Annotated in this window: 10 protein-coding genes; 2 read left to right on the top strand and 8 right to left on the bottom strand. The window is 42.5% G+C overall.

The features are described from left to right. Positions 1 to 7 precede the first annotated feature (7 nt). Genes A8805_RS19990 through A8805_RS19975 form a run of 4 tightly spaced genes read right to left on the bottom strand, consistent with a single transcriptional unit; the run spans position 8 to position 3,030 of the window. The gene (locus tag A8805_RS19990) at positions 8 to 943 is read right to left on the bottom strand and encodes a transglutaminase-like domain-containing protein (RefSeq protein WP_109714481.1); all 936 of its coding nucleotides are present in this window, start codon (positions 941 to 943) and stop codon (positions 8 to 10) included. Between the two features lie 47 nt (positions 944 to 990). Further along, positions 991 to 1,716 (bottom strand): hypothetical protein, encoded by a 726-nt coding sequence (locus tag A8805_RS19985; RefSeq protein ID WP_109714479.1) that lies wholly within the window; start codon positions 1,714 to 1,716, stop codon positions 991 to 993. A 15-nt stretch (positions 1,717 to 1,731) separates the two neighbouring features. Further along, positions 1,732 to 2,301 (bottom strand): RNA polymerase sigma factor, encoded by a 570-nt coding sequence (locus A8805_RS19980; RefSeq protein WP_109714477.1) that lies wholly within the window; start codon positions 2,299 to 2,301, stop codon positions 1,732 to 1,734. A 42-nt stretch (positions 2,302 to 2,343) separates the two neighbouring features. Next, a complete protein-coding gene (locus tag A8805_RS19975; protein WP_109714475.1) occupies positions 2,344 to 3,030 on the bottom strand; it encodes a diguanylate cyclase domain-containing protein in 687 nt (228 codons plus the stop codon). Between the two features lie 507 nt (positions 3,031 to 3,537). Between A8805_RS19975 and A8805_RS19970 the strand changes: the two genes are divergently transcribed. Further along, on the top strand, positions 3,538 to 3,873 hold the full coding sequence (locus A8805_RS19970; protein WP_109714473.1) for a hypothetical protein: 336 nt from the start codon (positions 3,538 to 3,540) through the stop codon (positions 3,871 to 3,873). Positions 3,874 to 3,915: 42 nt separating this feature from the next. On the opposite strand, the gene A8805_RS19965 is transcribed toward A8805_RS19970, so the two are convergent. The 4 genes from A8805_RS19965 to A8805_RS19950 are packed head-to-tail and all read right to left on the bottom strand — an operon-like array spanning position 3,916 to position 10,240. Then, entirely contained in the window at positions 3,916 to 5,025 is a 1,110-nt protein-coding gene (locus A8805_RS19965) for a glycoside hydrolase family 5 protein (RefSeq protein WP_109714518.1), read from the bottom strand. Beyond that, entirely contained in the window at positions 4,997 to 6,835 is a 1,839-nt protein-coding gene (locus A8805_RS19960) for a hypothetical protein (RefSeq protein ID WP_109714471.1), read from the bottom strand. Before A8805_RS19960 ends, A8805_RS19965 begins: the two co-directional genes overlap by 29 nt. Then, on the bottom strand, positions 6,832 to 9,153 hold the full coding sequence (locus A8805_RS19955) for a glycosyltransferase (RefSeq protein ID WP_181392933.1): 2,322 nt from the start codon (positions 9,151 to 9,153) through the stop codon (positions 6,832 to 6,834). Before A8805_RS19955 ends, A8805_RS19960 begins: the two co-directional genes overlap by 4 nt. Next, entirely contained in the window at positions 9,143 to 10,240 is a 1,098-nt protein-coding gene (locus tag A8805_RS19950; protein WP_181392932.1) for a bifunctional glycosyltransferase family 2/GtrA family protein, read from the bottom strand. The genes A8805_RS19955 and A8805_RS19950 overlap by 11 nt, the downstream gene beginning before the upstream one ends. A 569-nt stretch (positions 10,241 to 10,809) precedes the next feature. Here A8805_RS19950 and A8805_RS19945 point away from each other — a divergent pair. Then, a partial coding sequence (locus A8805_RS19945; RefSeq protein WP_114985907.1) for a DUF7507 domain-containing protein occupies positions 10,810 to 17,837 on the top strand: 7,028 nt, incomplete at its 3' end.

Raw genomic sequence — 17,837 nt, 5'->3', positions numbered from 1 at the left:
GTTATTTTTAATATGAATACTTTACGATATAGTTGTTTCCGTCACCAATATATTTACCTACAGATTTTTTACTGTTGTTTGCGGCTAAAGTTGGATCCATTAAAGACCAGTTTTCCCCATCAAATTCAATAATCTTATCTATCCATCCCTTTTCTTTTAAGTAGACACTGACCCAGGCATGATATGCCGTACCGGAGTATCCTACTTCCAGCTTTGTAGGAATGGACTGAGAGCGCAGCATAGCAGCCATAAGGGAGGCATAGTCGAAGCAGATTCCCTTTTTCTTCTCCAAAGTCTTGTCCAGGTTTGGAAGATAATCGGTGGGGGTATTCTCTGCGATCTCATAATCATATGAAATATTCTCAATCACATAATAATATACATTTTGTACATAATTCAAATCGTCTGTTGATTTATCAGAAAGGTTTTTTCCAAGCGCCACAGCTTTGGAAGTTTCTGTAAACCATACATATTGATTTGGATACAGAAAGGACCTGAATTCATCATGAACAGCAACATCCATATCCTGTGCAAATGAAAGGGCATAAAGGTCATCTCTGACATTTTCCAGAACATCCAGGTGGTACGGACCATTTCCTCCAGTGAGGGGAAATGTCTCATAGGTACCTGAGGATAAAGTGTAAGTATAGACCGTCCCATCAGGTATGGTAATCTGAAGCTTTACTTTCTCTGCCCCGCCATTGTATTGGACCATAACGTATCCTTCGCTTGTATTTGATGCATCAATAGAAACAATTTCATTTCCATAAGTAACAGTGCCTTCTGACTGTGGAAGCAGAACCTGGAGTGCACTCTCTCTCTTTTTAACTTCTGCAGCAGAAGTATTGGAGACATCGCTACTTTTTCCGGAGCAGCCGGAAAAAAAAGAGAGCATGATGAAAATGATAAGAAATACACTTATAAACTGTGTTTTTCTCTTCATCGCATCAGACCCCCTTTCAAAAGTTAAAATTATTGAGTGCGGTGAGCTCACTCCTTGACTGTAAGAATTAAATGAAGAGTGTTTCCGACCTTATCGGGAATATAAATATTTAATGACTTTTCAGGATGCTCAAAGACTACATAATTCTCTGACTCATCATAAGAAGCAGGCTGTATTTCTTTTCCATCAATGTCTATTGCAGAGATTCCCTCATAGTCGACCCCGGAATCCGGGTCTGAGATATATAAGTAAACCAAGTCTCCTTCCATCCGGTCTGATAAAACTATGGGTGAAGATGTATCAGCTCCGGTGACATTAAGGGATTCCGAGGCAAATTGACGGTTTTTCAGTGTTACGGTAACGGTCATAGTTCCATTTGATACCGGTTCAACAGAATAAGTTTTATCACCTACCTCATATACCGGAACATGATTGCCATCAACAGTTGCTGTTATTCTGCTGACAGGTATCAGGGAATTCACAACAAGTTCATAGGAGGGCTTTCCTTTCGGGCTACTGTCCTGAGGATTCAGTTGTATATCAGGCGTTATAAACAGTAAGGGCACCAAACAGAAACATAGCATGATAATAGCGAGAAGGAGCCTTTGCAGCAAAAAACGTTCTCTGCGGTAGTTACTGTAGGAGGTAAGCACAGAAAGCGGAACAGAATTAGGTTCTATCTCACATGCATCAAATATGTTCTCCAGCATTTGCCCCGCCGTTTTTTCATCCAGCACAGGTCCGTTGTCTTTCTTAAATTTGTCTATTAACATAGGTGAGGCACCTCCTTAACGTTCCAGCAGCTGTCCTAATGTTGCCCTTCCACGGTTTAGATAACGTTTTACCGTACTGCCGCTTACTTCCATTACCTGGGCAATTTCTTCCAGTTTCATATTCTCATAATATTTCATAACTATGGCTTGAGACTCCGCCGGGGGAAGATCCAGAATTTTTTTCATAATGTAATTTTTTTCATCTATTTTAACAATTTGGTCTTCCAGGTATTCAACGTCTCCGTGATGCTTTGTATGTCCTTGAGTTCTGCTGTTATCATAATCAGATAATTCTTTGTTATAACGTTTTCTCTTTTGATGCATATTAAAGCAGACCCTGAAGCTAATCTGATTCAGCCAGGGTATAAAAAGCTTAGAATCCTTCAGAGTATATAGGTTTTTGAGAGCAAGTATGTATGTTTCCTGCAGGGCATCCTGTGCCAGATATTCATCTTTCAAATAATTGTATGCGAAGCGGTATACCTTCTGATATGTTGCTGCATATAATTCTGCAAAGGAATCACTGTCCCCGGTTCGCGCATGGATTACCAGGGTTGATATATATTGATAATCTAACTCTGCCATCTAACCACCTACCTTCCCTGCACAGTACTGCAGCACGTGGAATTAATCATTGTAAATCCGTTTGTTTGCAAGTGCAACCAGATCGGTAATTGTGCTGACTTCAGTTCCTTCATGAAAGGCACGTCCATATTTATATTTAATTGGACGGGTGTCAGAGCCTGAATTATGAGAATCTACTTTAAAATAAATGCGTTCAAGGAAAGTTTCTATTTTCTTTTCGCTTCCTTCTTCAAATAGAGCTATAAATTTATTTCCTCCGTTGCGTCCTATAAAACATAAATTAATGGAAGCAGTTTTAAGGATGTTAGAAAAGTCTTTGATAAGGGCATTCCCCTCAATATGACCATACAGGCGGTTAATTTCCCCAATATTGGATAACTCAAACATAATACAGCCAATATCCTCAGGCAAAGGCTGGTCCATGTATTTTTCAATCAAAGCATCGCAGCTAAAACGGTTGGGAATACCGGAAAGAGGGTCCGAATGCACGGCAAAATCTAAATCTCTGTAATCTCTTTTGAAAGAAGAAAAGAAGCTAAAATCAATAAACAAAAATAAGAAGGAAACTCCTAACACCACCCATAAAAGCACACATATCATGCGTATAGAAGAATTCGTTGCAATATAATGATAGACTTCAGAATCCGTCATGACTCTGAAAACGCAGAGACCGGTTAGAATAATGTAAACAATCAGCTGTATAGTTTTGAAAATATCAAGCTTCCTCATAAGTAAACCCTCCCTATTTCTTAGGACAAAATCTAAAGATATTTCGGCTGCCCTATTTATAATATTAAGGCAGAAAATTATTGATAACTGTAGTTAGTATAGCATATTTTGTAAAATGTGCCAACTTGTTAAGACAAAGCCTTTGTGTTATTCTAGATTATATCAAGCAGCAGGCATTCTTGCCATATTCAAGTTGTGAAAATCATTTCAGCATCTCCATATCGGAGCACTATTCATGGATGAACAATTATTACTGTATTAAAAAGCAAGCGTTTTATTCGATGGAAAAGGAGGTATTCTTATAGGAAAAATAACAAAAAAGTCTGTTTTTGCACGACTTGACAATTTTAAAGAGAGCGGGCACAATAAAGCTATAGAAAACTCATATCCACCGTAATAATTAGAAGTGCTTTTATCTTGTGATTTGCAAGAGCCGATGACAAATTTCTTTTTATAGCAGTACAAAGAATAAAAATTAAGAGAACAGAGGAAAGCGAGGTAATTAGAATGGTAGATCATGAATTATTGCAGGCCATATCGAATATGCTTGACAGCCACTTTGGGAGTCTGGAAGCTGGGTTTAATAAGATTGACAGCCGCGTTGAAGGGCTGGAAACGAGGTTTAATAAGCGTCTAAGGAGCACGGAGAATAGTATCTTGCAGCAGTTAGACATTGTACAGGAAAAGTCTAATAATAATTACCACATGCTGGAAGATAAGCTTGAAGGTTTAAGGGTTATAGTTAATGGCATTAAGGTTGACCATGATACAGTGAATCTACTGTCTGATAATGTATCAAATTTACATTACGAGATTTATAAGTTAAAAATTAAGCTCTCATAATTAACTGAATATATGCATAAAAGAGCATGAGTCCGAAAGGTGTTAAGGACCACGCTCTTTCTCTGCACGGCCAGTCAGTGTTTTAAGTAAATCGGGGAACAACCATTGCCGGGCAACACGATTGTAGAGTGGATAGGGCTTACCTTCCTCCGGCGGTCCGCCGGCATCCCACCAAATGCAGGAAATACCGGATTTTCTTGCTTGCCCTAGTATATGGTGTACCCAAACAGAACGTTCGTGCTCATTTTTTTTGTCAACAGCACCAAATTCCGTGATGATGGCCGGAATATTCTTACTAATAAGGAGTCTGTTCAAATCTTTGAATATCTGGTCAACCGCTAAAGTATCATCTGATGAAAAGTATTGTGTCCCGGTTGGATTCAGGGCAAAGTCAAAAGGCACATACAAATGCACCGAAAGAATGAGTCTTTTATCCTGTGGCAGGCGAAAATCCTCCAATGTGGCGGTCTCAATTCGTGCACAGTATGTAGGTAATAGCAAGTACCGTTTTTCATTCATACCGCCGCTTTTACGGACTGTTCTTACAAATATCTCATTTAGTTCATTTACAATCTCCCGTGCTCTCGGCGTTCCAACCGTCCATTCCTCGGCAGTACCAATCAAGCGCGGCTCATTCATGCTTTCAAATAATAATCGTTCATCATAGGCTGCAAACCGTTGGGAAATTTGAGACCATAGTTGACTCATTCTCTTTCTCGCTGAATCAAGGTGAGCGTCATCCGGCGTATACCAACTGTCGTGGTGAGCATTGATGATAACGTACAAATCCTCTGATATTGCATAATCCACCAGTTGTTGTACCCGATCCATCCACTCTTTGTGGACGGCTCCATTCTCGTCTAAATGCTCCTCCCAGCTTACGGGTATGCGCAGCACATCAAAGCCGGCTTCCTTGATATCAGCAATCATCTCCTTCGTGGTAACTGGGTTGCCCCAATAGATTTCAAAATCACTGGGTTGATTCGTATCAAAATGCAGGTCATGTACATCCAGTGTGTTGCCCAAATTAAACCCGACCCCCAGATTGCGTACAAAACGTAAAGATTCTGTGGTCTGCCAACGCCACCACATGAATATTAGCAGAAAGGCGAGCAGAATCACACTACTCCAAAACCAGCGATATCTTGCCATTTGTTTTATCAATGCGATACAACCCCTCCTCTCCTGTTACACCATAGTGCTTGTGGAGCAGATGCCTTGCATTTACATCACTTTCCACCATCACAAAATAGTCATACCCGCTGAGCAAATTATCCATGTTGTCTTCCCAAAACAAACAGATGCCATCTACAGCCGGGGCATAGAGGAAGTACCGCCCCACATACTGCATGTAATAATTGGTTACTTGTGCATCTTTGTCCGATGCATAAAGCAGATAGCGGTGTGTATCTGCTTCTCCGTCTTTGACCCATCGATCCCCCACCACAGACTGCACCTGCTGCGGCAGAGAAGCGCCATAGGCATTTATATTCCATTTCATTCCATTATATTCCGACAGCAGCATGATGATGGCAAGCGCAGTACAGGCCAAAACACCTTTTTGATAGCGGCTTTTGCTGGCAGGACTGTGGAAGGCCTGCTCATCTGGCACCTCACCAATTCTGTAATGAAAGGTGTTTTCAATATCCACTGTGGCACACATTACCAGCGCACCCGCAAACAGAACTACAATGCTGGAAGCATAGCGCTCAAAGCCAGCCAGCCATGATGCCTCATCCCAAGGCATAGAAAACAGATATAGTCCCAAGATACCCGTATAGTATAGAATCAGCACTGCGTTGAGTGCAATTAATCCTTTCCACAGCCTCCACTTTTTCTTCATAACCCGGGCAGCAAAAATCGATGCACCAATTGCAAGCAGGTTAAAACCTAAGATGCCGATAGCAGGGCGAGTGGTTAGGTCGGTGGCGGAGCGCCAAAACAAAGAGATGATTTCGTTCATCTGCCCCGCTGTTTTTTGAATTGGTAATTTCTGCGTATCAAATTTGTTCACCACACCGGAAAACGCGGTTTTCATATGCAGCGACCAGAGCAGATATGGGGTGAACACCCCCAACAGCGCAGTTGGTGACAGCCATGCAAACCTTCCCCAGAAGGGTGCTTCACGGTGTTTGATTAACATATAGAACATATACATGAGCCCAAACGCGGCAAAGATAATGCCAGTGCTCTTGGTCACAGTCAATAACCCTGCAACCGGCGTAAAAAAGAGCAAGGAACGTAAGGGGTCCTTTCGATACTGATAAGCAGCGGCGAAGATAGCCAATGTAAAGATGGGCAGCAGAAAATCGACCAACAGGTTATTAATGCGGATGGTGAGGTTGAAGAAAGACAGAGCCGCAAGCCCCAGACTCATAAACGCATATAGCAAAAACCGTTTCTTCTCTGATATGATGCCAAACATTGCATAGAAGCAGGAAAACACTAGCATTGCCTGTGCTATCAGCATGGTGGACTCACTGTGGCCGGAAAAACGGCAGACATAATAGAGAAAAGATGCAGTGCCCAGCGGATAGTTTTTGAAGTCCACGAGTGCAGATTCCGCCGTGGGAAAAGCATGGGTGCTCAACATCTGTTTCACGACAATGCCCCAATGAGAGAAGTTATCATAGTGCGTCAGTCTGCTGCGAATTAAAACCACAAAGAAAAGCAGGCTTCCTGCCATGAAAAAGCAGTGAAACAGCGTTATGTGTATCTGCAGCCGAATGTACTCCTGCCGAAAAGCAAGCGCAAACCACACAAAGGCCAGCACTCCTGCCGACATCACCACAATCGACCCTTCCGGCAGAACACCTGCCAGCCCGAAAAAAAACACAGCACAGGAAATCGACGAAAACACAAAGACAGGGATAAATTCCCAGCGCAGCATCAGAACTTTACGTGCGAGCAGCATATACCCCAGAAAGGATAGGATGACAAGGGGTAACGTAATTCCAATCATCTGACTCCTCCTTCCTGTAGTTCTTCGAGTAACTTGTCAAGCAACCCGCCTTTTTCGAGGGCTTGAAGGTTCTCTACCTCAAGCAATACTTCCCCTTTGGTGGCAGTGGTGATATCTGCCCGGCGGAGCTGTACCTCGATGCCACTGGGTGATGTAAAGCTTAGCGAACCGTTTGGCACGGTTAAGCCGGTTGCGGAAAAATAGCGGTAGTTGAAGCTATGCAACATACACTGCTGTCCATTGTGAAGTGTTACCGGGTAAGCAATCTGTATACGAGGCAGCTTTCGTTTATCCGAAAATTGTTTTTTAATACGCTTACGAATATTGCGTACCACATCGTCATAGGCCGTAATCCACAAATTCATCTGCTTTGGCAAAGAGTGGATACGATCATAGATAATCTGCATATACTGGCGCTTATCCTCTTCCGATAGCGGTTTTACCGAAACTGCATACCGCCACCGTGATTGATTCTGCGGTTTCTCCTGGCGGACATAGACAATGCTTCCTTCCAGTTGCGCCTTGTAGCGCAGCGTCTGGATGCTCAGTGAAACAATGCTGTCTTCGGGTACATAAATGGGTTTTGCCGAATAAAAGGCCATGCCGGTTTCGGACAGGTCTGCGCTTACCGCATCATAGGTGCGTTCATGAGTTTGTACTGTGACACTTTCTTCGGCCTGTATTCGCTCTGTTTTACGAAATGCGGGCCGTCCCAACATAAAGAAGATAGCATAGCAAAGTGCCACCGTATTGTATGCCAGCCAGAATATAATAATGCTGCTGTACACCAATGCCCAGCCGTATTTACCACCAACAAAACGTATCATTGCTGCAATGGAAAGCGCTAGCAGTAATATATGTGGGAGGGCAAACTTAAAGTTGTGCCAACGGCCTTGGTCATTCTCCTTATTCTTGTTGGTAACCTTGAACTTTGTCTCACGGATATGCAATATTTCCAAAAGTGTGGGCAGAATTAAGTAGGGCATAAGAGTGGTGTCTATTACCTGGCTCCAACGTTGATTTCGGATGTTGCCCGACAAAAATCGCATTGCTGTTGAATACAGCGCATAGGAAGGCAGCCAAAACAAGAGGATGTCCCAAAATCCAGCATTGACGATCTGAAAATCAAACAATGCAAACAAAATGGGAGACAGGATAAAGACCAGCCGGTTAAAGAACGACCACCAATACAGAAAACTGTTCAGGTAGGTAATGTTTGCGGCGAATGGCAGCTTTCGGGAGAAGATGGCACCGGTGTTCTGCAAGCTCTGTATGATGCCCCGTGCCCAACGGACACGTTGCTTCAGCATGCTGGATATAGTTGTGGTGGTGAGACCTGCTGCCTGTACCTCATTAGTCGCATAGGTTAGATAGTTTGCCTGTTGCAGACGGATACTGGTTTCAAAATCCTCCGTGATGGTATGGTAAGGGAAGCCTCCGATTTCCTCCATCGCCTGGCGGGAAATCACGGTGTTGCTGCCGGTGTAAGCAACGGCATTGGAAGCATTGCGTATCCGGTTGATTTCCATCGAAAAGAAGTCCTGCTCATTGGGAATGTTTTGCTCGGCATAAAGATTAAACTGGAACAAATCTGGATTATAGAAGCTCTGCGGGGTTTGTATCAGGCCCAGTTTGCGCTCTTTGTATGGCGGATCCTCTTCACATCGCAGCCTCCATACTTCCCCTTCCTTGATGAACTCCGGCAACAAAAAGTAAGGCACGGTCTTCATCAAAAATGTGTGCTGTGGAATCATGTCTGCATCAAATGTGGCAATTAGCGGGGAGGTCGTGTGTGCAAGCGCATTGTTCAGATTTCCCGATTTGGCATGCTTGTTTTCTGCCAATGGAATATACCCTATATCAAATTGTGCAGCAAGCTCTGCCACCGCCTGGCGGTTGCCATCATCGCATAAATAGATATGAACCTTACTCTTATCAGGATAATCCATATGTGTACAGGCATTCACGGTCTTATAAAGCAGGTCAACCGGTTCGTTGTGTGTGGCAATGAACACATCCACATCTGGATAAAATTCGGTTGGTATTACAGGAAGCTCCAGGCGGTCAACTTTTTTTTGTATTTTTTGAATAAACAATTCAAAGGTCGTAAATACAGTCATAGTTTCGGCAACAATCAATAGTATACCAAAAATTCCGTTCCAAATACCTCTTTGAAATGGAATTGTAAACAGCATGCGCCAGATCAGATAAATTGACATTAAAATCATTGTCGCAATGAAAAGGATGTCTCTCTTTTGTTTTTCCTTTGCTGCCTGCCTGCGCATAGCCTCCAACCCGCGGCTCTCTTTATTCTCCATTTTGGGTTCCTCCTCTCTTTGCAAAAACCCACTTTTGCTGTGCTCTGAAACTAAGCAAAAACAAACATGTATCGCAGATGATTTTTGCGATTTTCTCATCAATTTGCAGCACCGTGTTCAATACATATACACCGCTGCCGGACAGCAGCATCAGCAGCGCAGTCAAAAGCAGATAGCGGGACAGACTTTGCTTCGCTGAAGATTGCACACGGAAAACCATAAAACGGTTGATACAATAATTCACAGAGATTGAAACAACCCGTGCAGCCGCAGTCGCCAGCAGGATACGCAGATAATCATCTGGAATGAGAGGGCGCAAAACATCCAATAATATCCACGCCAATCCAAGATCCACCACTGCCCCCAGCAATGAAGCCAATGCGAACCGTACAAAGCTGCCCAGTATTGTGCCAATAACCTTTGTGCTATCACGTAATGGCCTAAAGTGTGTACCTTTATTCTGATTTTCATAAATGACTTGAATTGGTTGAGTAAGTATGGGTATGTGCATTTGCACGCAGGTAATGAGCATCTGAATTTCATATTCAAAGCGCTCACCACGCACTTCCATCATACAACGCAGCAATTTTGGTGTAAAAGCACGCAATCCTGTCTGGGTGTCCGATAGATATTTTCCGTATAATGCAGCAAACAGCACTGCTGAAATGCGGTTGCCTATCAATGATTTCGGAGGTACATCAGAACCTGAAAAATCACGCACGCCGAGTACCAGCGCATTCGGATGCTGCTTGGATAGCTCCGCCACGGAAAGCACGTCCTCTGGTACATGTTGACCATCTGCGTCTGCTGTAACGACGCAGGCAAAGCCGGGTATTTTCTCCTGAATATAGGTTAATCCGGTTTTCAATGCACAGCCTTTTCCTTGATTTTGTTCGTGATGCAATACGGCGCAACCCTTTGTTTCCAACTCAGAAAAGATGGATTGATAGCTTGGGCCGGACCCATCGTCCACCACCAAAATATGATTCAGGCCTAGTTCACACAACTGATCCACATATATTGGTAACCTTTTATCAGGCTTTAAAGAAGGTATTAAAATTATGACATTATTATACCAATGATGCATGATGTTCAACCTCCAAATGACTTGAGAAGAAGTGCTCCATAATCTCCTTTGTAGTATCCATTCCATTTCCATACATCTAAAAACTCGCCTATCCACAGGAGATGGCGAGCGGCAGAAATCTTATGGTTTTAGACATATTATATCCCGTTAGCGGAATAATATTTTCGGATTTTGGGTTTTAACGGAATGATAGAAGATGAGCTGCAAATAAATCTGCTTAATGATTAAAATTGATTATGGTACAGTAAATCTGCTACCTAAAAATGGATCAGATTTACAAGAAAGGGTTCATAAATTAGAACAAAGTAAAATTTCATAATTAACTGAATATATACATATATAAAGAGAGTGTGAATTCTGAAGATATTAAGGAATCACACTTTTTTATGTTTTTCTGGCAAAAAGTGAAAAAAGTATAAAAAATATGACCCCTTTTACAATCAAGGCCTCTCTTTATATATGTAGCTTGTCAATCTGTAAATCCTTTAAGTTGAGCGTATTCAAGAATATTTTAAGGGTTTTTGATTTTAATAATAGAGCAATGAATTAAAATGGAAGGAGAGAGGACTATGAAGAAGAATTTTAAGCGTTGGCTGGCCCTTCTTTTAGCAGTGGTTATGGTAGCTACGAGTGCTGTATATTCATCTGATACATCTTTGCTGGCTACCAGCGAGGATACAGTTGGACAGGAAGACTTACAAGCCGGACCACCGACTGCTGAGGAAGGAGCCGGCGAGGCAAATGTTGAGACTAATGATTCGGATGCAGGGACCCAGGAAACTGGCGAGACCGGATCAACTGCTACACAGGAGATTGTACTGGATGAGCAGCCAAAGGTTTCTGACGCAGAGGAACAATCAAATCCAAATGATCAGACTGCGGAGGTAACACCAGCTGAAAATGTGGAACAGGAGTACAATATAGTATTCCACAAACCAGCATTTGAAGGTGGTTCTATCAAAATTTGGACAGACGGAAGCGAAAAGAGAGATGTTACATATGACGGTGAAGGTAAGTACGCGGAGAAAGTTACAGAGGACGCTCTGTTAAATGTGGAAATAACTGTAAACGAGAAACATACTGTTGATAAGGTTATGGATCAGAGTGGTAATGTAATTGCTCCAGCGGCTGTAAATGGAAATGTATTCACTTATCAGATAGCAGTTTCTGAGAATAAAGAAATCACCACAGTATACAAGGTAGTTTCTCAGGATGCACCAGAAAAGGATAACAGTGAAACAGCAGTGAGTGAAGAACCATCTGTTCCTATTACAGGCAGTTTTACAAACGGTGGGGTTACTGTAAATGTGAATGCTCCCGAAGGTGCTTTTCCAAACGGTACTACTTTAGATATTAAACCAGTAAACTCTTCTAAAATTGACAATGCAATATCGGATGCAGTCGGAGAAGGAAAAGAGGTAAATGGGACGGCTGCATTTGACATTACCTTTTATGATAAATCTGGCAATGAGATTCAACCGGCAGAAGGGCATCAGGTAGCAGTGGATTTCACTGTTTCAGCAAGTTCTTCCCTTATAAGCGGAGAGGATTCAAAGTTGCAGGTTTTCCATATGGAAGATGAAAGAAGTGCAGCAGACCCGGTTAGCACTACAGTGGCAGGAAATGATTCCTCCGATACCACAGTTTCTGTAAATGCTGATAGTTTTTCTATTTATGTTGTGGGGGCATTGAGCACTCCGTATATAACTACTTATAACTTTTTCGACATAAACGGCAGCCATATTGCAAATGCTACACAGATTGTAAAAAGCAATGAGATTGTATCGGAACCAGAGGTCCCTGCGGTGGCTGGAAAAGTTTTCTCCGGATGGTATACGGCTCAGGCAGGCGGAAATAAATTTACCTTCGGAAACGTTGGCACACTGACAGCAGACAAAACAGTGAATTTGTATGCTCAGTATAAGACAGAATGGCACGTATATTATAAAGATGGCGATGGCAAAATTGTTTATACACAGACTTATGCAAATGGAGATAAGCTGGATTATACAAATGTCCAATTTGCGGTAAGACCGGATGAGGCTATTACCGGCTGGTATGTAACGAATATAAACACTCCGGTAAGCAATGGAATCGCTGTTACAGCGGATATGACATTGAATCCGATTATAAAAAGGGGTTACTGGCTGAAATTTGATACGGACGGCGGGTCTTATATTGATCCTCAGTTTGTAGCAGCAGGTCAGAAAACAGTAAAACCGGAAGACCCGAAAAAACCAGGATACACCTTTAAAAATTGGACATTAAATAGCTCGGCATTTTCATTTGGGAATTCATTATCTGCGGATACAACCATTAAGGCTACATGGACAGCACAAAAGGTTGGTTATACAGTTGTATACTGGAAGCAGAAAATAACAGACAGTAAAACAGCTTCAAACAATCAAAAAACTTATGACTACGACAGTTCAGATAACACAAGAACTGCAAATGTAGGAGCTCCTGTTTCACCAACAAATGCTGATACAAACAAAAGTTGGACCGGATTTACTTATAATTCCTCAAAGTCAGCCGCTGTAACTGTAAAGGCAGATGGAACGACTGTACTGAATGTATACTATGACCGGCAGTTGATGACAATGAACTTTTATAAGTACAGATCAAACAGTACCAGTAAATGGGAGAGTAATCCATCTATAGTCTTTACAGGATTATATGGTTCATCACTGGAAGCAAACGGATATACATGGCCTAATACTTTCGGCTGGAATTATCAGAATGGAAGTTCTACAACCTATATGACGTTCCTGGATGCATTTATTTTCCCTATATCGGGAACGACAATTGATTTTAAACAGGCCAGTCTTAATTCCGGCTCTACTATTTCACATTATAAACAGCAGCTGGATGGAACTTATTCCGCTCAGGCGACAAATAGCACAAGTGCAAGCGGCAGCGGTTCATTTACCTTTACGAATAAATATAATGGCTTTACCATATCAGAGTACAGTACTGACGGTAAGACATGGAAAACCGCAAGTGCTGGTGGTTCTGTTTCATTATCAAATTCTAACCTGAGAGTACGCTATACCAGGAACTCTTATAACTTTGCTTACTACAACTATAATAAGGTAGAAAAGCAGGATAGTGTGAAATATGAAGAACCTCTTAGCTCTAAAGCAGGTTATGTACCGCCTCGTCCGTCAGGGCTGGCAGATTACTATACATTTGACGGGTGGTATGCAGACGTAAGTCTTACGCAAAAGTACGACTTTAGCGGTATTATGCCGGCAGCAGGCGTGACAATATATGCAAAATGGATAGCACCGGAATTTACCGTAGAATTTTACACAGATACAGATACACCGTTCGGTACACAGCAGACCATAAAAGCGGGAGATAAGGTAACAGCTCTTGAGCCGCCGGCAATGGCTGGTAAAATATTTGCGGGCTGGGTAAAAGAAGATGGAACACCTTTCAGCTTTGACCAGCAGATTATATCAAATATGAAGATTTATGCGACATGGGTTGGCGGACCGTCCTATCAGGTTAAATATGATGCGGGCAGAGGAAGTGGAACCGTCCCTGTGGATTCCAACACTTATACAGATGGGGCGAAGGCTCCGGCAGCGCCAAACAATGGACTGACAGCGCCAGCAGGTGAAGTATTTATTGGATGGAAGTCAAGTTCAGATAATAAAGTTTATTATCCGGGAAGTCTGGTTCGGATTTCAAATGCCAATGTGACTTTGACAGCACAATGGGCGAAGAAAGCAGCCACGACAAAGCTGATATATGACTATAATGGAGGAATCGATTTAAATAATAATACACAAAGTCCGGTTATCACCAGTCTGGAAAACAGCAGAATAACAGCAGCAGCAAATGGCAGTACTCGGACAGGATACACCTTTGATAGCTGGAATACAAAGGCTGATGGAACAGGAATGAAGGTTCAGCCAGGCAGCACAATCCAGATTGATAATTTGGAACAATATACTGCGGATACCAATATTCTTTATGCAATATGGGAAGAAAATAAAGTAGATATTCAGTATGTTTCCGAAAATACAGCAGCAGGTACGGTAAGTCCGGCTAAAGACAGTGTTCTGGTAGTTACCGGAAATCTTTCAGGTATACGTTCCACAGCTGCTGCGGCAGATGGCTATTACTTTACCGGATGGACATTACAAGGTTCACAGCAGGTAATATCTACAGACAAGGAACTGAGTGCTTCAGTTATTAATAATTACGCAAAGGTAAATGGCCTTTATGCAGCCGCTACGTTTGTAGCACACTTTAAGAGTAAAACACCTATTACAGTTACAGCAGACAGTGCAGAGAAATATTATGACGGAACAGTACTGACAGCATCTGGCTATAGCGTGAGCCCTGGAAGTGCTTTAGCAGAAGGTGATTCCTTAATAGCAACTATAAGCGGCAGCATTACAAATGCCGGTACATCAGCAAATACCGTCAGCAGCGTGAAGATTATGCGTGATAATGGTGATGGAACTACGACTGATGTAACAGGAAAATATGCCATTAATAAACAGGATGGAACTCTTATTGTAAAAAGAGTAGTTGTTACAATAACTGCAGATAATAAGGCAAAACAATATGGTTTAGATAATCCGCCTCTTTCATATCAGGTGGCAGGTTTAGTAAACAACGAGACACTGGATGGCATTAATGTAGCACCGGAATTAAGCACAACCGCAGGAAAAGTAAGTCCCGCAGGTGATTATCCGATTACATTTAAGCCAGAGTCGGCAGTATCACAGACTACTAACTACGATATTACTTATGTACCGGGTACATTGAAGATTGTTAAAAATACGGCTCCACTTATCATTACAGCAAAAGACGCACAACAGGTTTATAACGGAGAAGCTTTGAAAGCAAGTGGATACAAGAATGTTTCTGGATTGACAGCAGGAGACGCAATCTCAATGATACTTATGAAAGATACTTCTCAAATTACAGATGTGGGAAGTAAGGCAAATGAAATTGCCAGTGTAATGATAATAAATGCAAGCGGTCAGGCTGTTAATGTAACTGACAACTATGAAAATATTATCTACATGCCAGGAACATTGCAAGTAACACCGGCAGTAATAGAGGTTAAGGCAGTTGATAATGGCAAGGGGCTTGGACAGACAGATCCCTCATTGACTTATCAGGTAACAAAAGATAGTGCTGTAAACGGCGAAACAGCTGCATTTACAGGAAACGTAAGCAGGGAGCCTGGTGAGACAGCTAGAACATACGAAATCGGTCAGGGTACGCTTAATCTGACAGATAACGGTTCGTTCAAGGCTTCCAACTACACACTCAACTTCACACCTGGAACCTTTAAAATAGAATCACCTGATTTCAGTATTACGAAGAGCCTAACAAATGAAGGTACCGGAGAGAATGGTGCATTCAAGGCAGGTGAAACCGCGAAGTTTGATATCACAGTCACAAACAACAGCAAATTTGATATCGAAAATGTAACGGTATCTGATATCTTAAATGGCGGAACTGGAGCAGTTCAGATTGTTGCTAATGGAAATGCATATAGCATCAATGAAAATGGAACTGCAGAGATAGCAAAACTTGCAAAAGGAGAAGACGTAGTTGTCAAAGCAGAATATACCGTAACACAGGCAGATGTTGATGCACAGGGGACCATCACCAATACGGCAGCTGTGAAATCTCCGGGCACAGACCCCAAAGAATCAGGGGAAGTTACTGTTCCTGTAGAGAAAGTAAGGCCAGCAGTAACAGTAACTAAGAAGATTACAGAAGGAACCTCCGGGAATGGCGCGGACGGAACTTATAAAGCAGGAGATGTTGCGCACTACACAATTACAGTAACCAATACAGGTAATGTAACACTGGAAAACATTCCGGTGAATGAAACTCTCCCAGGAGCAATCTTTGACACAACTGGAGCAGATACAGCATCTATTGAAAAACTGGCACCACAGGAAAGTGCTTCATTAGCAGCTTCCTACACAGTGACCCAGGCAGATGTGGATAAGGGAGAAGTAATTAATAACGTTGCAACAGCAAAGGCACCAGGAACTGAGGAGCCTACACCAAGTGAGCCGACCCCGATTACCCCGGAAAAGAAAAAACCGGAAGTCACAGTGACAAAGAAAATCACAGAGGGTACAGCCGGAACTGGCTTAAACGGAACTTATAAGGCAGGAGAAGTTGCACATTATACAATTACAGTGACAAATACAGGTAATGTAACACTGGAAGATATTCCGGTGAATGAAACTCTCCCAGGAGCAACCTTTGACACAACTGGAACGGATACAGCATCTATCGCAAAACTGGAGCCCCAGGAAAGTGCTGTATTAGAAGCCTCTTACAAAGTGACGCAGGCAGATGTGGATAAAGGTGAAGTGATTAACAATATTGCAACAGCAACTGCACCAGGAACCGAAGAACCGACTCCAAGTAACCCCACTCCAACTTATCCGGAACCTAAAAATCCGGGAGTTACAGTTAAGAAGGAAATCACACAGGGAACTGGCGGGACCGGTGAAGACGGAACCTATAAAGCAGGAGAAGTTGCGCACTATACAATTACAGTAACCAATAATGGTAACGTAACACTGGAGAACATCCCGGTAGAAGAAACATTGCCAGGAGCAACCTTTGACACAACCGGAACTGCTACAGAAAGTATTGCTAAACTGGAGCCACAGGAAAGTGTGTCATTAGCAGCTTCCTATACCGTAACCCAGGCAGATGTGAATAAGGGTGAAGTTATCAACAACATTGCAACAGCAACAGTACCAGGAACTACCAATCCAGTGCCCAGTAACCCAACTCCTGTAACCCCGGAAACAAAGACCCCGGCATTGACAGTGGAAAAAGCTGTTAAGGCGGGAACGAAAGGAACTGGGGAAAATGGAACTTACAAGGCAGGAGATGTAGCACAGTATACAATTACTGTAACTAACAGTGGTAATGTAACACTGGAAAGCATTCCGGTGAATGAAACCCTTATAGGTGCAACCTTTGATAGTACCAATGCCGCAGAGGCAATTATTGCGAAGCTGGAGCCAAAGGAAAGTACCACATTGGCGGCCTCATACACAGTGACACAGGCAGATGTAGATAAGGGAGACGTGATTAACAATATTGCAACAGCAACTGTACCGGGAACCGAAGAGCCAACACCAAGTACCCCGGCACCTATTACTCCGGAGACACAGGCACCTGCATTTACAGCAGTGAAAGCTATCACCAATTCTGGAAATGGAGAAGAAGGGGCATTTAAAGCGGGAGAAACAGCAGACTTTACCATTACAGTCAAGAATACTGGAAATACAACCTTAAAGAACATTATAATAACTGAACAGCTAAATGGTGCAGTTATTATAGATGGAACAGGATATACGGTAGAAGGAGATGGCAGTGCAGTTATTAGCAGCATCGCACCTGATGCCAGTGTAGTTGTAAAAGCGCAGTATGAAGTAACTCATGCGGATGTAGATAATGGTGGAGTGAAAAATATCGCAACGGTAACTGTACCAGGTGAGAACCAGCCAGAGCCACAGGAGCCGTCAGTAGATGTGCCAACAGATACAAAGAAACCGAAAATGGAAACTTCTAAGGTAATAACAAATGA

The organism is Faecalicatena contorta, from assembly GCF_003149105.1.
GTDB lineage: Bacteria > Bacillota > Clostridia > Lachnospirales > Lachnospiraceae > Muricomes > Muricomes contortus_C.
The sequence above is the reverse complement of the archived record's forward strand: the minus strand, read 5'-3'. Positions and strand labels throughout refer to the sequence as shown.